The following is a 17,770-nucleotide window of genomic DNA, read 5'->3' as shown; positions in this document are numbered from 1 at the left end:
GTGTGGGTGTTCGGGATGGAGACCCGGGGCAAAACGTTGGAGGAGTTGAGCGAAGCCACGATCGTCAATTAATCACGGCCCCTGTGGGAGCGAGCTTGCTCGCGATAGCGGACTGACATTCAACATCGATGTTGAATGTGATGGCCTCATCGCGAGCAAGCTCGCTCCCACATTAGATCTTCAGCGGTCTTAAGGTTTGACCAATCTGGCATCCAGGCTGTTCTGCGCCAGACGCTTGGCCTGATCCTGAGTCATGCCCAAATGGGTGTACAACGCGTGGAAGTTCTCGGTGACATAACCGCCGAAGTACGCCGGGTCATCCGAGTTCACGGTCACTTTCACGCCACGCTCGAGCATGTCGAGAATGTTGTGCTGAGACATGTGATCGAACACGCAGAGCTTGGTGTTCGACAACGGGCACACGGTCAGCGGGATTTGCTCGTCGATGATCCGCTGCATCAAACGCTCGTCTTCGATGGCGCGCACGCCATGGTCGATGCGCTGGACTTTCAGCAAGTCGAGGGCTTCCCAGATGTACTCGGGCGGGCCTTCTTCTCCGGCGTGGGCGACGGTCAGGAAGCCTTCGTGACGAGCGCGATCAAACACGCGCTGGAACTTGCTTGGCGGGTGACCCATTTCCGAACTGTCCAGACCGACAGCCACAAACGCATCACGGAACGGCAGGGCCTGGTCGAGGGTTTTCTGGGCTTCTTCTTCGCTCAAGTGGCGCAGGAAGCTCAGGATCAAACCGCTGGTGATGCCCAGTTGCTGCTCGCCATCTTTTAGTGCGGCGGCGATGCCATTGAGGACCACTTCGAACGGCACGCCGCGGTCGGTGTGGGTCTGTGGGTCGAAGAATGGTTCGGTGTGAATCACGTTCTGCGCCTTGCAGCGCAACAGGTAAGCCCAGGTCAGGTCGTAGAAATCCTGAGAGGTGCGCAACACGTCGGCGCCCTGGTAATACAGGTCGAGAAACTCTTGCAGGTTATTGAAGGCGTAGTCCTTGCGCAGGGTTTCTACGTCGCTCCACGGCAGGGCGATCTTGTTGCGTTCGGCCAGGGCGAACAGCAACTCAGGCTCCAGCGAACCCTCAAGGTGCAGGTGCAGTTCTGCCTTGGGCAGGGCGTTCAGCCAGTCGTACATATTCTTTTCTCATCAGGTGCAGAGGGCGAGCATTCTACAGATGCCCGTGGAAACAATTAGCAAAACCTGACCAGCCGGTTCATCACACTGCTTCCTGTTCCCGTCGATAGGCGTAGGTGTCAGCGAAGCGCGAGAGCAGGAATTCGGCGCAGGTGGTGGCCGGATACTTTGCCGGGTGCCGTTCATCCTGACAGCCGGGCAGGCATTCGATGGCCGTGTCGGGGTGCGGCTCGGCGAAGAAGGGCATCGAGTAACGGTCCACGCCCAGCGGGCTGATCACCCGGTGCGGCGTCGACAGGTAACGGTCGTTGCTCCAGCGCGCCATCATGTCGCCGAGGTTGACCACGAAGGTGCCGTCGATTGGCGGTGCATCGATCCATTCGCCTTTAACGTTTCGCACTTGCAGGCCGCCGGCAGCATCCTGATACAGCAGGGTGATGCTGCCGTAATCGGTATGGGCGCCGGCGCCTTGTTGCTCTTCGGAGCTGGCAGTGTGGCGCGGTGGGTAATGAATCATCCGCAGCACGCTGACCGGTTCAACGAAGCGTGTGTCGAAAAAGTCGCGCTCGATTCCCAGCGCCAGAGTTATGGTCCGTAACAGGGTTTGTGCCAAGGCCTGCATGTCGACGTAGTGCTGCTCCATCAGCGATTCCCAGCCGGGCATCGACGGATGACGGTTGGGGCCGCGCAACGGTTTTTCCGCCAGCACCTCAGGGTGATCGGCCGGCAGGTGCAGGCCCATGTCGAAGGTTTCTTTCAGGTCGCTGGGTTTGCTCGGGTCGAGTTGTTCAGTGGCGATAGCGCCATAACCGCGGTGGTGACGGGTTTGGGTGATGTCGATCCTGAGCTTTTCGGCGGCGGGCAGGGCGAAGAAACGTTGGGCGTTGTCGAGCACGGCGTTAATGCGCGCGGCGCTGATCGGGTGCCCCTTGATATAGAAAAAGCCCCACTCACGGCAGGCATGGTCGATTTGGCTGGCGACGGTTTGCCAGGCGTATGTGTCTTCGCTGTAGAGCGGGCTGATGTCGATGATCGGGAGTTGGTTCATGCGCAGTCCTGAGAACGCTGAAAATCAAATGTGGGAGCGAGCTTGCTCGCGATAGCGGACTGACATTCAACAGAGATGTCGGATGTGATGACCTCATCGCGAGCAAGCTCGCTCCCACAGGGTTTTGTATTGGCTCTAAGCTATTACTTCGGAATGTCGGCCTTCATGCCTTCAACGTAGTAGTTCATCGATGCCAGCTCCGCATTGCTCGCCGTCGCGCCCGCCGCAATCTTCTCGACGCCTGCCTGATCCTTGATCGGTCCGGTGAACGGGTGGAAAGCACCGCTTTTGATGTCGGCAATGATCTGCTCTGCCTCGGCCTTCACCGGCGCTGGCACCAGATCGCTGATCGGCAACTCAACCGTCCCTTCCTTCAAACCACCCCAGTAATCCTGCGATTTCCACGTGTGGTCGAGCACGCTTTGGGTCGCCTGAATGTAGTGCGGGCCCCAGTCGTTGACGATGGACGTCAGCACCGCTTTCGGCCCGAAGTGCGCCATGTCCGAAGCGTAGCCCACCGCATACACGCCGCGACGTTCAGCCGCCTGGATCGGCGCCGGGCTGTCGGTGTGCTGGAACACCACATCCACGCCCTGATCGATTAACGCGTTGGCGGCATCGGCCTCTTTGCCCGGATCGAACCAGGAATTGACCCACACCACTTTGATCTCGGTGCCGGGGTTGTACGTGTTCAGGGCCAGTTGAATGGCGTTGATGTCGCGGATCACTTCCGGGATCGGGAAGGACGCGACGTAGCCGATCTTCTTGGTCCTGGTCATCTTCGCCGCGAGGAAACCACCGACGTAGCGACCTTCATACGTGCGCGCCAGGTAGGTACCGAGGTTCTTGTCCTGCTTGTAGCCGGTGGCGTGTTCGAAGGTCACCTTGGGAAATTGCTTGGCGACTTTCAGGGTCGGGTTCATGTAGCCGAAGGACGTGGTGAAGATCAGGTCGTACTTGTCCTTGGCCATGTTGCGGATCACCCGCTCCGCGTCGGCGCCTTCAGCGACGTTTTCCACATAGTTGGTGGTGATCTGGTCGCCGAATTTTTCCGCCAGCGCCTTGCGCCCCTGTTCATGCTGATACGTCCAGCCGTGGTCGCCAATCGGACCGATGTAGACGAAGCCGACTTTCAGCGGGTCGGTGGCACTGGCAGTCAGGCTTGCGCTCAGACCGATGGCCGCCGCAACGGCGTAAAGCAGCTTCTTCAACGGACGTTTGTGCATGAATTCGAACTCCATGTTGTTGTGAGGTTGGCAAGGCCAATGCAAATTGCTGACCAACAAGACAACAAATCAAAAGATCGCAGCCTGCGGCAGCTCCTACATGGTTTCGCATTCCCCTGTAGGAGCTGCCGCAGGCTGCGATCTTTTGATCTTCAACTCACCACTGGAACCAACCCAGTGCATAGGGCCCAGTTCACGCTATCCACTGGTGCGCTAAGGTGTAACGAAACGTTAGTGCCGCCCCACAGTCAGTAGCTCATCACCCTGGTTTCGCTTCACACGGCAAAAAGGCCCGCAATGCTCACACTCCTCAAGCAAGAAAAATTTCTGCTGCTGGCCGTGATTGCCGCCGCCGTCGCCTATCCGCTGGAACACTGGATGCTGCACAGCGGCCAGCCCATCGCGTTGACCGCCGGCCTGGTGCTGATCGCATTCATCGTCGTTGCCTCCATGCGCGTCGCCCATCACGCCGAACTGCTGGCCGAAAAAGTCGGCGACCCTTACGGCACGATGATCCTGACCCTGGCCGCCGTGCTGGTGGAAGTGGTGATCCTGGCGATCATGATGAGCAACGAAGCCTCGCCGACCCTGGTACGCGACACGATTTATTCGGCGGTGATGCTCGACATCAACGGCATCCTCGGCCTGGCCGCGTTGATGGGCGGGCTCAAGCATGGAGAACAGTCCTACAACGATGACTCGGCGCGCAGTTACAGCGCGATGATCCTCACCGCCATGGGCGTTTCCATGGTGGTGCCGGAGTTCATTCCCGAGGCCAGCTGGAAACTCTATTCGGCGTTCACCATTGGTGCGATGGTCGTGCTCTACACCCTGTTCCTGCGCATGCAGGTCGGGCCGCACAGTTATTTCTTCAGCTACAGCTACCCGGAAAAACGTCGAAAAAAAGTCCCGGAGGAAGAACCTGAGCCCATCAATCTGGGGCTGAGTATTGGGACATTGGTGTTCGGCGTGGTGGTGATCGGCGCATTGGCCGAAGTGATGTCCAAGACCCTCGACCTGGGCCTGGAAGGGACGGGCGCACCGCCGGTGATCACGGCGATCCTGGTGGCGGCAATCTCGGCGGCGCCGGAGATTCTGACCGCGTTGCGGGCGGCACTGGCCAACCGCATGCAGTCGGTGGTCAACATCGCCATGGGCGCGTCGCTGTCGACGGTCATCCTGACGGTGCCGGTGATGGAAGCGATGGCGCTCTACACCGGCCAGCCGTTCCAGATGGCGATGACCCCGGTGCAGACAGTGATGGTCTTCCTCACCCTGATCGTCAGCGCAATCAACCTCAACGATGGCGAAACCAATGCCATCGAAGGCATGACCCACTTTGTGCTGTTTGCGACATTCATCATGTTGTCGCTGCTCGGTCTCTAGGACAACGACAACCCCTGTGGGAGCGAGCTTGGTCCGGGCGGCGTTCCCACAGTTTTGATTTGTGTTGTATCAGGTACCGGCAATCAACTGCCGAGCCGCCTGGCTGTGATCGGCAATCAACCCCTTCAAATCCAGCCCTTCAACCTGTCCATCAATCACCCGCCATTTGCCGCCGACCATCACCCGATCCGCCCGATCAGCGCCGCACAGCAGCAACGCCGACACCGGATCATGACTGCCGGAGAACCGCAGCTCATCGAGCTTGAACAGGGCCAGATCCGCCTGCTTGCCCACCGCCAGTTCGCCGATATCGGTACGCCCGAGCAAACTCGCCGAACCCTTGGTCGCCCACCCCAGCACCAATTCCGGCGTGATCTTCTCGGCGCCATAACGCAGCCGCTGAATGTACAGCGCCTGACGGGTTTCCAGCATCATGTTCGACGCATCGTTGGACGCCGAACCATCCACGCCCAAGCCCAGCAACGCGCCGGCAGCGGTCAGGTCCAGTGTTGGGCAAATGCCGGACGCCAGGCGCATGTTCGAACTCGGGCAATGGCAAATACCGGTGCCGGCGGCGCCGAGACGGGCGATTTCATCCGGGTTGAAATGGATGCCGTGGGCCAGCCAGGTGCGCGGGCCGAGCCAGCCGACGCTGTCGAGGTAATCCACAGTGCGCAACCCGAAGCGTTGCAGGCAGAAGTCTTCTTCGTCGAGGGTTTCGGCCAGATGGGTGTGCAGGCGCACGTCGAGTTTGTTCGCCAGTTCGGCGCTGGCCGACATGATTTCCGGGGTCACCGAGAACGGCGAGCACGGCGCGAGGGCGATCTGGATTTGCGCGCCGTCGCCACGCTCATGGTACTCGGCGATCAAGCGCTGGCTGTCGGCGAGGATGACTTCGCCTTCCTGCACGGTCTGCTGCGGTGGCAGGCCGCCGTCCTTTTCGCCGAGGCTCATGGAACCGCGCGTCAACATGGCGCGCATGCCCAATTCGCGGACGCTTTCGACTTGTACGTCGATCGCATTTTCCAGGCCTTGCGGAAACAGGTAATGGTGATCGGCCGCGGTGGTGCAGCCAGATAGCAGCAATTCGGCCAACGCGACTTTGCTGGCGAGGGCGAGTTTTTCAGGGGTGAGGCGGGCCCAGACCGGGTAGAGGGTTTTCAGCCACGGGAACAACGGCTGATTGACCACCGGTGCCCAGGCGCGGGTCAGGGTTTGATAGAAGTGGTGATGGGTGTTGATCAGTCCCGGCAGGATCACATGCTCGCGGGCATCGAACACTTGTCCACAGGGTGCGGACGGTTGCTGGCCGGCGGCGAGCACTTCGACGATCAAACCGTTTTGCAGCACCAGGCCGCCACGGGCATCGAGGCCATTGGCAGTGAAGATCGCGAGGGGATTTTTTAACCAGGTACGGGTCGCAGGCATGTTGGCCGGCTCCTCTGAAAGTGGGGTTCAGGTTAGCCAGCTCAGTGATTACCCTGTCTGCTGATCCAGGGTCGTCGCGGGGACGAAGTGCGGAGTTTCAATTAAAAAAGCATCGCGGGCAAGCCCGGCCCGACAGGGCAACACAAATCCCTGTGGGAGCTGGCTTGCCTGCGATTGCATCTCCTCGGTATCACTGACAGACCGAGGTGCCTGCATCGCGGGCAAGTCGAATCGTCGCACCGCCGCTCCCACAGGTTTTGTGTTTGTTACCAGGGAATGGTTTCGCCTCTGTAGTTCACGAAGTGATGCCCACCCTTGCCAACATAAGCGTTCACCTGATCGACCAATCCGCGCGTACTGGTGCCCACATCGATGTCGGCACCTTCACCGCCCATGTCGGTCTTCACCCAACCCGGATGCAGCGACAGCACGGTGAGTTTCTGCTCGCCCAACTGAGTGACGAAGCTGTTGGTCATCGAGTTCAGCGCCGCTTTGCTGGCCTTGTACAGCGCCAGCTCCGGCGCATCCGGCATGGTCACGCTGCCCAGCACCGAACTCATGAACGCCAGCACGCCGGTATCCGGACGAATCTGCCCGACGAAGCGCTGGGCCAGATTGATCGGCGCCACCGCATTGGTGAAAAACAGTTGCCCGACTTCGGCCAGCGTCGCGCCGCCCGGCGTCTGAACTTCCGGGCCTTTGACCCCGGCATTCACGAACAATAGGTCGAACACTTCACCCTTAAGCTGTTGGCTCAGGGCGATGACTGCTTGCTGATCATCCATGTCGAGTTTTTCGATCCGCACCTTGCCCAAGGCCTGCAAGGCTTCGGCGTTCTGCGGGTTGCGCACGGTGGCGGTGACCTGCCAGCCGTCGGCCAGCAGGGTTTTCACCAGACCGAGGCCCAAGCCCCGGGAGGCGCCGATGATGAGTGCGGTTTTTGCCGTAGACATGAGTGGCTTCCTTGATAAATGAGGATCACGGGTTCAATGGACAACGTTGACCGAGCCGTTGCTGCAACTCCTGACGCAGCGCGCCGAGTTCGTCGATTCGGGTTTCGATCAGATTGAGTTTGTCTTGCAGCAATTGCGTGACGGCGCTGTCCGGATCGGGCGACTGCCATATCGCGGCGACGCTGTTGCCGATCTCGCCGAGGGTAAAGCCCAATCGCTGAGCGGTCTTGATGTACTGCACCAATTGCACCATGTCCGCCGGATAGTCGCGATAACCGTTGGCGCTGCGTTGCGCTGCAATCAATCCGCGTTGCTCGTAGAAACGCAGCGTGTCGCGGCTGACGGCGCTGGCCTGGGCTAATTCACCGATGCGCATCATGACATCTCGAGAGGGCTTGACCCTGGAGCATACTCCAGGCTTTAGCCTTGTTGCTCCCTGAATTGATGGAGCAAGACGGATGTGGACTTCAACGCAATATCGCCGGTTGGTGAAGGGTAGCGCCTGGTATGACTTGATCGTCATGGTGGCGTTTGTCACGCCGTGGAGTTTTGCGGCGTTGCATGGGGTTTTGTTGAGTGTGAGTCAGGCGTTCAACTTGCCTGGCGAGCTGCCGCCGTTTGAGCCGATGCACATGCTGATGGCCAATCTGTTGGGGTCGATTGTCTGCGTGTGGGCGGTACTGCGGATCCGTGATCCGCAGCAGGTGTTTGGGCGGTATGACGCGGTGGGGCGGTTTCTATTTTCGGCTTGGCAGTTGTATGCCTTGCTCCATGGCGCCAGTTCGCTGTTGGTGATTTTCTTGTTCTTTGAATTGGCGTGGGGCGTTGTTCAAATATTGCCTGTGAGGGGCCCATCGCGGGCAAGCCCGCTCCCACAGTAGATCGCGTTGAACTGAAGATTTTTCGTTCGACACAACACCCTGTGGGAGCGGGCTTGCCCGCGAAGAGGCCGGCCCGGTCGACCTTTAATGCCCGGCCTGCCACGGTTTCCCCAACGACACCGGCGCATACAACCGCGTACGCACCGCGTCCCGGGACAGCAACACCAACACCACAATGGTCGCGACATACGGCAGCATCGCCAGCAGACTCGACGGAATCGCCAGCCCCAACCCTTGCGCCACCAAATGCAGGATGCTGGCGAGTCCGAACAGATACGCTCCCAGCAGCAAGCGCCACACCCGCCAACTGGCAAACACCACCAGTGCCAGGGCGATCCAGCCGCGCCCGGCGCTCATGTTCTCCGCCCACATCGGCGTGTAAGCCAGGGACAAATAAGCCCCGGCCAATCCCGCCATCGCCCCACCAAACAGCACCGCCAGCGTGCGCACGCCCAACACCGGCAAGCCCATGGCACTGGCCGCATCCGGGTTTTCGCCGACCGCCTGAATGATCAGCCCGACGCGACTTTTCACAATCACCCAGGCCACCAGCGCAAACAGCGTGAACGACAGGTACACCAGCAGATCCTGCGCAAACAGCATCCGCCCGATCAGTGGGATTTCACTCAAATAAGGAATCGCCACCGGCTCGAAACCCGCCAGCGGTTTACCGACCCACGCCGCACCAACAAACGTCGACAGACCCACGCCGAAGATCGTCAGCGCCAACCCGGTGGCCACCTGATTGGCGTTGAACACCAACGCCACCAAGGCAAACAACGACGACAACAGCATCCCGGCAAGCATTGCCAGCAATACGCCGAGCCACAGGTTGCCGCTGTTCAGCGCGACGATAAAACCGATCACCGCACCAAACAGCATCATTCCTTCCTGGCCGAGGTTCAGAACGCCGCTCTTCTCGCAGATCAATTCACCGAGTGCCACCAACAGCAGCGGCGTACCGCAACGGACCATGGCGTAGAAAATATTGCTCAGCAGATCGATATCCATCACAGCGCTCCTGCGTGTACGGCGGTAGCTTGCGCGCGACGGGGCCAGCGCAGGTTCAAACGCGGTCGGTAGAGAATCAGCACGTCACTGGCCAGCAGGAAAAACAGCATCATTCCCTGGAACAATTGGGTGATTGCCTGGGGCAGATTCATGCTCATCTGCGCGCTCTCGCCGCCGATGTACAGCAGCGCCATCAGCAGGCTGGAAAACAGGATGCCAATGGGATTCAACCGCCCGAGAAACGCCACGGTGATCGCGGCATAGCCGTAACCGGGCGAGACTTGCGGCACCAATTGGCCGATCGGGCCGGTGACTTCAGACACCCCGGCCAGCCCCGCCAATCCTCCGCTGATCAACAGCGCCAGCCAGATCAGCCGCTTCTCGCGAAAGCCGACGAAACCCGCTGCGCGCTTGTCCAGCCCGAGGACTTTGATCTGGAACCCGATAAAGCTTTTCTGCAGCAACACCCACACCGCTACCAACGCGAGCAAGGCGAAATACACGCCCACGTGGACCCGACCATCCTCCATCATCAGCGGCAAACGGCTGGCATCACCGAATATCGCTGACTCGGGAAAGTTGAACCCCGCCGGATCCTTCAACGGCCCATGCACGCAGAACAGCAACAGGTTCAGGGCGATGTAATTGAGCATGATGCTGGTGAGGATTTCGTTGGCGTTGAAACGCGTGCGCAACCACGCCGTCAGCCCGGCCCATGCCGCGCCGGCCAAGGTGCCGACGAACAGAATCAGCACCAGCGCCCAGCGACTTTGTAGGTCGATGATGTTCACCGCCAATGCACTGCCGGCCAGCGCGCCAAGCAGCAACTGACCTTCGGCGCCGATGTTCCAGATGCGTGCTTGATACGCCACCGCCAGCCCCAACGCGCAGAGCAGAATCGGCAGCGCCTTGACCAATAGTTCGGAGACGCCATACAAGTCGCTGACCGGTGCGATCAGCAAGGTGTGCAGCGTGAGCAGCGGATCATGGCCCAGCGCGATAAACAGCAGCGAGCCACAGCCCAACGTCAGGACAGCCGCCAGCAATGGCGAGCACCACAGCATCAGGCGCGATTGCTGGCCACGGGGTTCGAGAGAAAGCAGCATGTGAAACTCCGTTAAACCGTTGCACGTGATTGAGGGGCGTCGAACTGGCCGGCCATCCAGCCGCCGACATCGATCAGGCGCGTGTCGACCGTGGACTTGAGCGGTGACAATCGACCGCTGCACAAAGCGCCGAGGCGGTCACTGATCTGGAACAGTTCGTCGAGGTCTTCGGAGATCACCAGGATCGCTGCGCCAGCGTCGCGCAAGGCAATCAGCGCCCGGTGAATGGTCGCGGCGGCGCCGACGTCCACGCCCCAGGTCGGGTGCGCGGCCACCAGCAGTTTCGGTTGCTGGAGGATTTCGCGGCCGAGGATGAATTTCTGCAAGTTGCCGCCAGACAGGCTGCGGGCCGGTGTCTGGGTGTCGGGCGTCTTGACCCCGAAGCGATGGATGATTTCTTCGGCCAGCGCTTCGACCTTGCCGCGCTGGATCAGGCCGTTGCTGACCAGCCCGTGTTGAAAGGCGGTGAGCAGGGCGTTGTCCGCCAGGCTCAGGTCCGGCACCGCGCCATGGCCCAGACGTTCAGCGGGGACGAAGGCCAGGCCCAGTTTGCGCCGTGCATCCGGCCGCAAGTGCGCCACCGGTTGCCCGCCGAAACTGATCGTTGCGCCGTCGTTGAGGCTTAGAGGTTCTTCGCCACTGAGCAGGGCCAGCAACTCATCCTGACCATTGCCCGCGACCCCGGCGATGCCGACGATTTCGCCGCTGCGCACTTGCAGGTCAATGTCATTCAGCGAACAGCCGAACGGGTCCGGGTTGTGCCAGGACAATCCCGTCACGTTCAGGAATGCATTAGCGCCAGTGACTTTCGGATAATCCGTAATCAGCGCAGCGGCTTCGCCAACCATCAACTGCGCCAGTTCCCGATCCGAACACTCGGCCGGCACACAATGCCCGGCCACCCGACCGCCGCGCAACACCGTGGCGCTATGGCACAACGCGCGGACTTCTCCGAGCTTGTGGCTGATAAACAGAATGCTGCAGCCCTCGGCGGAGAGTCGGCGCAAGCTGACGAACAAATCGTCGGCCTCCTGCGGAGTCAGCACCGAGGTCGGCTCATCGAGAATCAGCAGGCGGATGTCCTGCATCAGGCAACGAATGATTTCCACCCGCTGGCGTTCGCCGATTGACAGGCTGTGGACAAGTCGCTCCGGCTCCAGCGCCATCCCGTAGCGCCGGGAGACTTCACGAATCTTTGGCTCAAGCTGTTTCGGTGTACCAGCCGCCGCACCCATCGCCAAGGCGATGTTCTGCGCCACACTCAGCGTCTCGAACAGCGAGAAATGCTGAAATACCATGCCGATTCCCAGCCCCCGGGCCTGAGCCGGGTTGCGCATTGTCACGGGTTGCCCTTGCCAGATCATCTCTCCCGAGTCCGCGTGGGTCACGCCGTAGATGATCTTCATCAGCGTACTTTTGCCCGCGCCGTTTTCGCCAAGCAGGGCATGGATTTCGCCAGGGGCTATGCTCAAGTCGATGGCATCGTTGGCCAGGCAACCGGGGTAGCGCTTGCTGATTCTGCGCAGTTGCAGACGAGGTGTTGGATCGGAGATCGGCACGGGGTTGGGCATGACAGGCTCGGGTCGATTGAAGGGATGCCTGTGGATAAAGCAATTTCCTGGCCATTGAGTCAGGAAAAATCAAAAGCGTTACAGGTGAAGGCTTTGAAGGCGGCGACTCGCCCTATGTCGATCCCGAACCAGGCACCACTTGAGGGCAACGCCGTTGATCAGGCTCCGGTTTTGCTCAGGGTGTTTGGTCAAAAAACGAGCAACTGACGGCAAGCCATACCGGACATGGGGCGGCGACAGCCATGAACGGGTTATCCACAGATTGCTCCACAGTATTTGTGCGCAAGCCCGACGCTCGGGCATAAGCACTGCGTGGATTTCTTCTAAAGGTGATAAACCGCTCTAACTGATTGTTTTTACGTGGATTTAGCTTTTTTGATGGCGGATTGGACGAAAAGTGAGCAAAGCCCGCAAAGCCGCATGACAGAAGGGTTACAGCCGGGTGTGCTCAGGTTATCCACAGCCGGGTGCACAGTAGATGTGGGCAAATGCACCGGTTCGACGAAAGGGCTGCGAACGTTATTGGTGCGATTAGTGCTGCAACAAAATGCGCCCGCGGCTCAAATCCGCCAGCTGCGTTTGCAGGGTATCGATCTGGCTTTCGCTGATCGCCAATTGCAGCTCTACGCCGTTGGCCGTGAACGTTTCTTCCACAACCAATCCACCCAGTTCCGCCACCCGAAGCTTCACCAGTGGCAACTCACCAAAAGCACAGGCACAACTCACCGGCACCCGACTGATCAACTCAACCTTCACCGCGGCTTGCAGGCACTTGTTGGCGCCGCCGCCATACGCCCGGGCGAGGCCGCCGGTGCCGAGTTGAATGCCGCCATACCAACGAATCACCAGCACCGCGACCTGATCGCAATCCTGCGCGTCGATTGCCGCCAGAATCGGCCGGCCAGCGGTGCCGCCGGGCTCGCCATCGTCAGCGCTGCGATATTGGTCGCCAAGCTTCCAGGCCCAGCAATTGTGCGAGGCATTCAAATCGCTGTGCTGTTCGATGAACGCCTGGGCTTCAGCAGGGCTGCTGATCGGCGCGGCGAAAGTGATGAAGCGGCTTTTGCGAATCTCTTCGCGGTACTCGCAAAAACCGCTGAGGGTAAAAGGCATAAGTGTCTTATATCGTTGGCGTCAGGCCGCAGCCTTTGAGAATGATGCGGATCAGGTTGTTGCCGGCGTCTTCCATGTCTTGCTTGGTCAACTTGGTGCGTCCGCTGACACGGCAGATCTGCGTGGCGAAATCCGCGTAATGCTGAGTGCTGCCCCACAACAGGAAGATCAGGTTCACCGGGTCGACCGGGTCCATTTTTCCGGCGTCGATCCAGGCTTGGAACACGCCCGCCCGGCCCTGGAACCAGGCGCGATAGTCCTGATTGAAATATTCGGTCAGGCACTCGCCACCGCTGATCACTTCCATCGCGAAAATCCGCGAAGCCTGCGGCTGGCGACGGGAGAATTCCATCTTGGCGCGGATGTAACGCGTCAGCGCTTCGGCCGGATCATCTTCAGCGGTCAGGGTGTTGAAGGTGCTGTCCCACAACTGGAGGATGTTGCTCAACACCGCCACGTACAAACCGAGTTTGTTGGTGAAGTAGTAATGCAGATTCGCCTTGGGCAAGCCGGCATTCAGGGCGATGGTGTTCATGCTGGTGCCTTTGAACCCGTGACGGGCGAACTCGTCTTCGGCGGCTTTGATGATGGTCTCTTCGTTCTTCTGACGAATGCGGCTGGCAGGTTTGCCGCCGTGAGCGGGGACTTCAAAGGTCATAGGCACTTCCGAACAAGTGGGTGGGTGCAACCAGTGCGTTGATAGCGCACCCACAGGCATCAGACAAGTCCTGACGCTATAAAACCTAGCGTGTCGCAGCCAGACTCTCCAGAAAACTTTCCAGCACCAAATGCGGGCGACGGCCCTTGCGGGTGACTGATGCGAGGCTCAGGTCATAAAAACGCACCTTTGGTTTCAGCGCACGCAATCGGCCTTGCTGTACCCAGAGGCTGGCGTAGTGGTCCGGCAGATAGCCGATGTAGCGTCCGGTCAGGATCAGGAACGCCATGCCTTCACGGTCCGAGGCACTGGCGGTGCAATTGAGCGCCTGGTAGTGGGCCTGGATTTCCGCGGGCAAACGAAAAGTCGGCGCGATGGCGTCCTGGCTATTGAGGCGCTCGTCATCCAGTTGTTTATCGTCGACATAAAACAACGGATGACCGACCGCGCAATACAGTAGCGAGCGTTCGCTATAGAGCGGCTGATATTCCAGCCCCGACAGCGCGCTGGCCTGCGGCACCACGCCGACATGCAAACGACCGTCGAGCACGCCTTGTTCGACTTCATTGGGCGCGATCATGCGGATCTGGATCTGCACGTCCGGCCCGCGTTCCTTCAATTGCGCCAAGGCGTGGGTGATGCGCATGTGGGGCAGGGTGACCAGGTTGTCGGTCAGGCCGATGGTCAATTCGCCGCGCAAGTGTTGGTGCAGACCGTTGACCTCAGTGCGAAAACTTTCCAGCGCGCTCAATAGCTGCAACGCCGATTGATAGACCTCGCGACCTTCTTCGGTCAGGGAAAACCCGGCGCGACCCCGTTGGCACAAGCGCAAACCGAGGCGCTGTTCCAGATCGCTCATTTGCTGGCTGATGGCCGAGCGCCCTATTCCCAGCACCGATTCCGCCGCGGAAAAGCCACCGCATTCCACGACGCTGCGGAAGATCCTCAATAAGCGGATATCAAAGTCACTGACTTGCGCCAGCGGATCGGGGCGGCGGCTGCTCATAGTTTAGTGGTGACCTGACTGAACGTTAGAAGAGTTGGATTTCACCGACTTTATCCCCGTGGCAATTTAGCTGCAAGAACGCTTTTGATCTCTATGCCGCTTATTGCCCTGCGAGGTTTTGCCCATGAACTTGCCTGAAAACAACCCGACTTCCCTGGCCAGCCAGCTCAAGCTCGATGCTCACTGGATGCCTTACACCGCCAACCGTAATTTCCAGCGCGATCCGCGACTGATCGTGGCGGCTGAAGGCAGTTGGCTGATCGATGACAAGGGGCGCAAGGTTTACGACTCGCTCTCCGGTTTGTGGACCTGCGGCGCCGGGCATACCCGCAAGGAAATTCAGGAAGCGGTCGCCAAGCAATTAGGCACCCTCGATTACTCGCCAGGTTTCCAGTACGGCCATCCGCTGTCGTTCCAGCTGGCTGAGAAAATCACCGACCTGACCCCGGGCAATCTGAATCATGTGTTCTTCACTGACTCGGGCTCCGAGTGTGCTGACACGGCGGTGAAGATGGTTCGTGCTTACTGGCGTCTGAAAGGTCAGGCGACCAAGACCAAGATGATCGGCCGTGCCCGTGGTTATCACGGCGTGAACATCGCCGGTACGAGCCTCGGTGGCGTGAACGGCAACCGCAAAATGTTCGGTCAGGCGATGATGGACGTCGATCATCTGCCTCACACCTTGCTGGCGAGCAATGCTTATTCCCGTGGCATGCCGAAAGAGGGCGGTATCGCCCTGGCGGATGAACTGCTCAAACTGATCGAGCTGCATGATGCTTCGAACATCGCGGCGGTGTTCGTCGAGCCAATGGCCGGTTCCGCTGGCGTACTGGTTCCGCCGCAGGGTTACCTCAAGCGTCTGCGCGAGATCTGCGATCAGTACAACATCCTGCTGGTATTCGACGAAGTGATCACCGGTTTCGGCCGTACCGGTTCGATGTTCGGCGCCGACAGCTTCGGCGTGACCCCGGACCTGATGTGCATCGCCAAACAAGTCACTAACGGCGCGATTCCGATGGGCGCGGTGATTGCCAGCTCCGAGATCTACCAGACTTTCATGAACCAGGCGACGCCTGAGTACGCGGTGGAATTCCCGCACGGCTACACCTATTCCGCGCACCCGGTGGCTTGCGCTGCTGGCCTGGCAGCACTCGAGCTGCTGCAAAAGGAAAACCTGGTGCAGAGCGTGGCTGAAGTCGCACCGCATTTCGAAAATGCGCTGCACGGTCTGAAGGGCTCGAAAAACATCATCGATATTCGTAACTACGGCCTGGCCGGCGCGATCCAGATCGCGCCCCGTGACGGCGACGCCATCGTGCGTCCGTTCGAAGCCGGCATGGCGCTGTGGAAAGCCGGGTTCTACGTGCGCTTCGGCGGCGACACCCTGCAGTTCGGCCCAACCTTCAACAGCAAGCCGCAAGACCTTGATCGTCTGTTCGATGCGGTCGGCGAAGTGCTGAACAAGATCGACTGATTTTTCCCCTCTATATAGAGGCGCCCCTTTGAAGGGCGCCTGTGGACAACTTTTCAGGAGCCCCGCATGAGCCTTATCCCGCATTTGATCAATGGCGAACTGGTGACCGAAGACGGTCGCACGGCTGACGTGTACAACCCGTCCACCGGCCAGGCGATCCACAAGCTGCCATTGGCCAGCCGCGAAACCATTCAAAAAGCCATCGACTCGGCCAAGGCTGCGTTCCCGGCCTGGCGTAACACTCCTCCGGCCAAGCGTGCTCAGGTGATGTTCCGCTTCAAGCAGCTGCTGGAACAGAACGAAGGGCGGATCGCGCAGCTGATCAGCGAAGAGCACGGCAAGACGCTGGAAGATGCCGCCGGTGAATTGAAGCGCGGTATCGAGAACGTTGAGTTCGCTTGTGCCGCGCCGGAAATCCTCAAGGGCGAATACAGCCGTAACGTCGGCCCGAACATTGATGCCTGGTCGGACTTCCAGCCTTTGGGCGTGGTGGCCGGTATTACGCCGTTCAACTTCCCGGCCATGGTGCCGCTGTGGATGTATCCGCTGGCAATCGTCTGCGGTAACTGCTTCATCCTAAAACCGTCCGAGCGTGATCCAAGCTCCACGCTGTTGATTGCTCAATTGCTGTTGGAAGCCGGTCTGCCTAAAGGTGTCCTGAGTGTGGTGCACGGCGACAAGGCTGCGGTGGACGCGCTGATCGAAGCGCCGGAAGTCAAAGCGTTGAGCTTCGTTGGTTCGACGCCGATTGCCGAATACATTTACGCCGAAGGCACCAAGCGCGGCAAACGCGTTCAGGCACTGGGTGGCGCGAAGAACCATGCGGTGCTGATGCCGGATGCGGATCTGGATAACGCGGTCAGCGCATTGATGGGCGCGGCTTATGGTTCTTGCGGTGAGCGTTGCATGGCGATCTCGGTGGCTGTGTGCGTCGGTGACCAGGTGGCGGATGCGCTGGTGGCCAAGTTGGTACCGCAAATCAAGGCGCTGAAAATCGGTGCCGGTACTTCATGCGGTCTGGACATGGGGCCGCTGGTTTCCGGTCAGGCTCGCGACAAAGTCAGTGGCTATATAGAAGACGGTGTTTCTTCTGGTGCGACCTTGGTGGTGGATGGTCGTGGTCTGAGCGTGGCTGGTCATGAGGAAGGCTTCTTCCTGGGTGGCTGCCTGTTCGACAACGTCACGCCAGAAATGCGCATCTATAAAGAAGAGATCTTCGGGCCGGTGCTGTGTGTTGTCCGGGTTAACAGCCTGGAAGAGGCGATGCAGCTGATCAACGATCACGAATATGGCAACGGCACCTGCATCTTTACCCGTGATGGGGAAGCGGCACGGTTGTTCTGCGACGAGATCGAAGTCGGTATGGTCGGCGTCAACGTACCGCTGCCGGTACCGGTGGCTTATCACAGCTTTGGTGGCTGGAAGCGTTCGCTGTTCGGCGACCTGCATGCGTATGGTCCGGATGGCGTGCGTTTCTACACACGTCGCAAGGCCATTACCCAGCGCTGGCCACAACGGGCGAGCCATGAAGCTTCGCAATTCGCATTCCCTAGCTTGTAAGTAGAAGGGAAGAAGGCCGGCCCTTGGGGCCGGCCTTTGCGTTTCAGGGGCTTTTTTCACCTATATGACAGAATTGTGAAAATAGGTGTTGACGGCAGATTCTGGAAGTCTATAATTCGCCCCACTTCCGGCGCAGTCGAAACGGAAAACTCCTTGGTAAACAATGAGTTACGCAGTTTTCGGCAGCGAGTTGCTTCAGGTCATCG

General features: G+C 59.5%; 17 protein-coding genes. 5 read left to right on the top strand and 12 right to left on the bottom strand.

Features of this window, described 5'->3' with window-relative positions; genetic code table 11:
- Positions 1 to 189: 189 nt before the first annotated feature.
- The 3 genes from WLY71_RS23380 to WLY71_RS23370 form a co-directional block, all read right to left on the bottom strand.
- A complete protein-coding gene (locus WLY71_RS23380; RefSeq protein ID WP_347805430.1) occupies positions 190 to 1,143 on the bottom strand; it encodes an adenosine deaminase in 954 nt (317 codons plus the stop codon).
- An 82-nt stretch (positions 1,144 to 1,225) separates the two neighbouring features.
- On the bottom strand, positions 1,226 to 2,191 hold the full coding sequence (locus tag WLY71_RS23375; RefSeq protein WP_347805429.1) for a 2-oxoglutarate and iron-dependent oxygenase domain-containing protein: 966 nt from the start codon (positions 2,189 to 2,191) through the stop codon (positions 1,226 to 1,228).
- A 143-nt stretch (positions 2,192 to 2,334) separates the two neighbouring features.
- Positions 2,335 to 3,417, bottom strand: a complete 1,083-nt coding sequence (locus WLY71_RS23370) for a BMP family ABC transporter substrate-binding protein (RefSeq protein WP_347805428.1) — start codon at positions 3,415 to 3,417, stop codon at positions 2,335 to 2,337.
- Positions 3,418 to 3,714: 297 nt separating this feature from the next.
- Between WLY71_RS23370 and WLY71_RS23365 the strand changes: the two genes are divergently transcribed.
- Positions 3,715 to 4,803 carry a calcium:cation antiporter gene (locus WLY71_RS23365; protein ID WP_347805427.1) on the top strand — a complete coding sequence of 363 codons (1,089 nt, stop codon included), beginning with the start codon at positions 3,715 to 3,717 and terminating at the stop codon, positions 4,801 to 4,803.
- Positions 4,804 to 4,872: 69 nt separating this feature from the next.
- Here WLY71_RS23365 and WLY71_RS23360 read toward each other — a convergent pair whose 3' ends face one another.
- From WLY71_RS23360 to WLY71_RS23350, 3 genes are all read right to left on the bottom strand, one after another.
- Positions 4,873 to 6,231: an 8-oxoguanine deaminase gene (locus tag WLY71_RS23360; protein WP_347805426.1), complete on the bottom strand. Its 1,359-nt coding sequence runs from the start codon at positions 6,229 to 6,231 to the stop codon at positions 4,873 to 4,875.
- 266 nt (positions 6,232 to 6,497) lie between these two features.
- Positions 6,498 to 7,184: an SDR family oxidoreductase gene (locus WLY71_RS23355; protein WP_347805425.1), complete on the bottom strand. Its 687-nt coding sequence runs from the start codon at positions 7,182 to 7,184 to the stop codon at positions 6,498 to 6,500.
- A 25-nt stretch (positions 7,185 to 7,209) separates the two neighbouring features.
- A complete protein-coding gene (locus WLY71_RS23350; protein ID WP_347805431.1) occupies positions 7,210 to 7,560 on the bottom strand; it encodes a MerR family transcriptional regulator in 351 nt (116 codons plus the stop codon).
- 82 nt (positions 7,561 to 7,642) lie between these two features.
- Here WLY71_RS23350 and WLY71_RS23345 point away from each other — a divergent pair, with 82 nt between their 5' ends.
- A complete protein-coding gene (locus WLY71_RS23345) occupies positions 7,643 to 8,065 on the top strand; it encodes a hypothetical protein (RefSeq protein WP_347805424.1) in 423 nt (140 codons plus the stop codon).
- 84 nt (positions 8,066 to 8,149) lie between these two features.
- On the opposite strand, the gene WLY71_RS23340 is transcribed toward WLY71_RS23345, so the two are convergent.
- The 3 genes from WLY71_RS23340 to WLY71_RS23330 are packed head-to-tail and all read right to left on the bottom strand — an operon-like array spanning position 8,150 to position 11,753.
- Positions 8,150 to 9,076, bottom strand: coding sequence for an ABC transporter permease (locus WLY71_RS23340; RefSeq protein WP_347805423.1), 927 nt, complete (start codon positions 9,074 to 9,076; stop codon positions 8,150 to 8,152).
- Positions 9,076 to 10,182, bottom strand: a complete 1,107-nt coding sequence (locus WLY71_RS23335; protein ID WP_347805422.1) for an ABC transporter permease — start codon at positions 10,180 to 10,182, stop codon at positions 9,076 to 9,078. The genes WLY71_RS23340 and WLY71_RS23335 overlap by 1 nt, the downstream gene beginning before the upstream one ends.
- Positions 10,183 to 10,193: 11 nt before the next feature.
- Complete coding sequence (locus tag WLY71_RS23330) at positions 10,194 to 11,753, bottom strand: ABC transporter ATP-binding protein (protein WP_347805421.1); 1,560 nt, start codon at positions 11,751 to 11,753, stop codon at positions 10,194 to 10,196.
- A gap of 30 nt (positions 11,754 to 11,783) precedes the next feature.
- On the opposite strand from WLY71_RS23330, the gene WLY71_RS23325 reads away from it, so the two are divergent.
- Entirely contained in the window at positions 11,784 to 11,960 is a 177-nt protein-coding gene (locus WLY71_RS23325; RefSeq protein ID WP_347805420.1) for a hypothetical protein, read from the top strand.
- A gap of 324 nt (positions 11,961 to 12,284) precedes the next feature.
- Here WLY71_RS23325 and WLY71_RS23320 read toward each other — a convergent pair whose 3' ends face one another.
- The 3 genes from WLY71_RS23320 to WLY71_RS23310 all read right to left on the bottom strand — a co-directional run bounded on the left by WLY71_RS23320 (position 12,285) and on the right by WLY71_RS23310 (position 14,530).
- Positions 12,285 to 12,866: an IMPACT family protein gene (locus WLY71_RS23320; RefSeq protein WP_347805419.1), complete on the bottom strand. Its 582-nt coding sequence runs from the start codon at positions 12,864 to 12,866 to the stop codon at positions 12,285 to 12,287.
- Positions 12,867 to 12,873: 7 nt separating this feature from the next.
- A complete protein-coding gene (locus WLY71_RS23315; RefSeq protein ID WP_046044703.1) occupies positions 12,874 to 13,524 on the bottom strand; it encodes a TetR/AcrR family transcriptional regulator in 651 nt (216 codons plus the stop codon).
- Positions 13,525 to 13,609: 85 nt separating this feature from the next.
- On the bottom strand, positions 13,610 to 14,530 hold the full coding sequence (locus tag WLY71_RS23310) for a LysR family transcriptional regulator (protein WP_046044702.1): 921 nt from the start codon (positions 14,528 to 14,530) through the stop codon (positions 13,610 to 13,612).
- A gap of 124 nt (positions 14,531 to 14,654) precedes the next feature.
- Between WLY71_RS23310 and aptA the strand changes: the two genes are divergently transcribed.
- Positions 14,655 to 16,004: an omega-aminotransferase AptA gene (gene aptA, locus WLY71_RS23305; RefSeq protein WP_347805418.1), complete on the top strand. Its 1,350-nt coding sequence runs from the start codon at positions 14,655 to 14,657 to the stop codon at positions 16,002 to 16,004.
- A gap of 66 nt (positions 16,005 to 16,070) precedes the next feature.
- Positions 16,071 to 17,564 carry a CoA-acylating methylmalonate-semialdehyde dehydrogenase gene (locus WLY71_RS23300; RefSeq protein ID WP_347805417.1) on the top strand — a complete coding sequence of 498 codons (1,494 nt, stop codon included), beginning with the start codon at positions 16,071 to 16,073 and terminating at the stop codon, positions 17,562 to 17,564.
- The last annotated feature ends 206 nt before the right edge of the window (positions 17,565 to 17,770 follow it).

Source organism: Pseudomonas rossensis (assembly GCF_039888995.1).
Taxonomy (GTDB): domain Bacteria; phylum Pseudomonadota; class Gammaproteobacteria; order Pseudomonadales; family Pseudomonadaceae; genus Aquipseudomonas; species Aquipseudomonas rossensis.
This window is presented reverse-complemented; position numbering and strand designations above follow the sequence as displayed.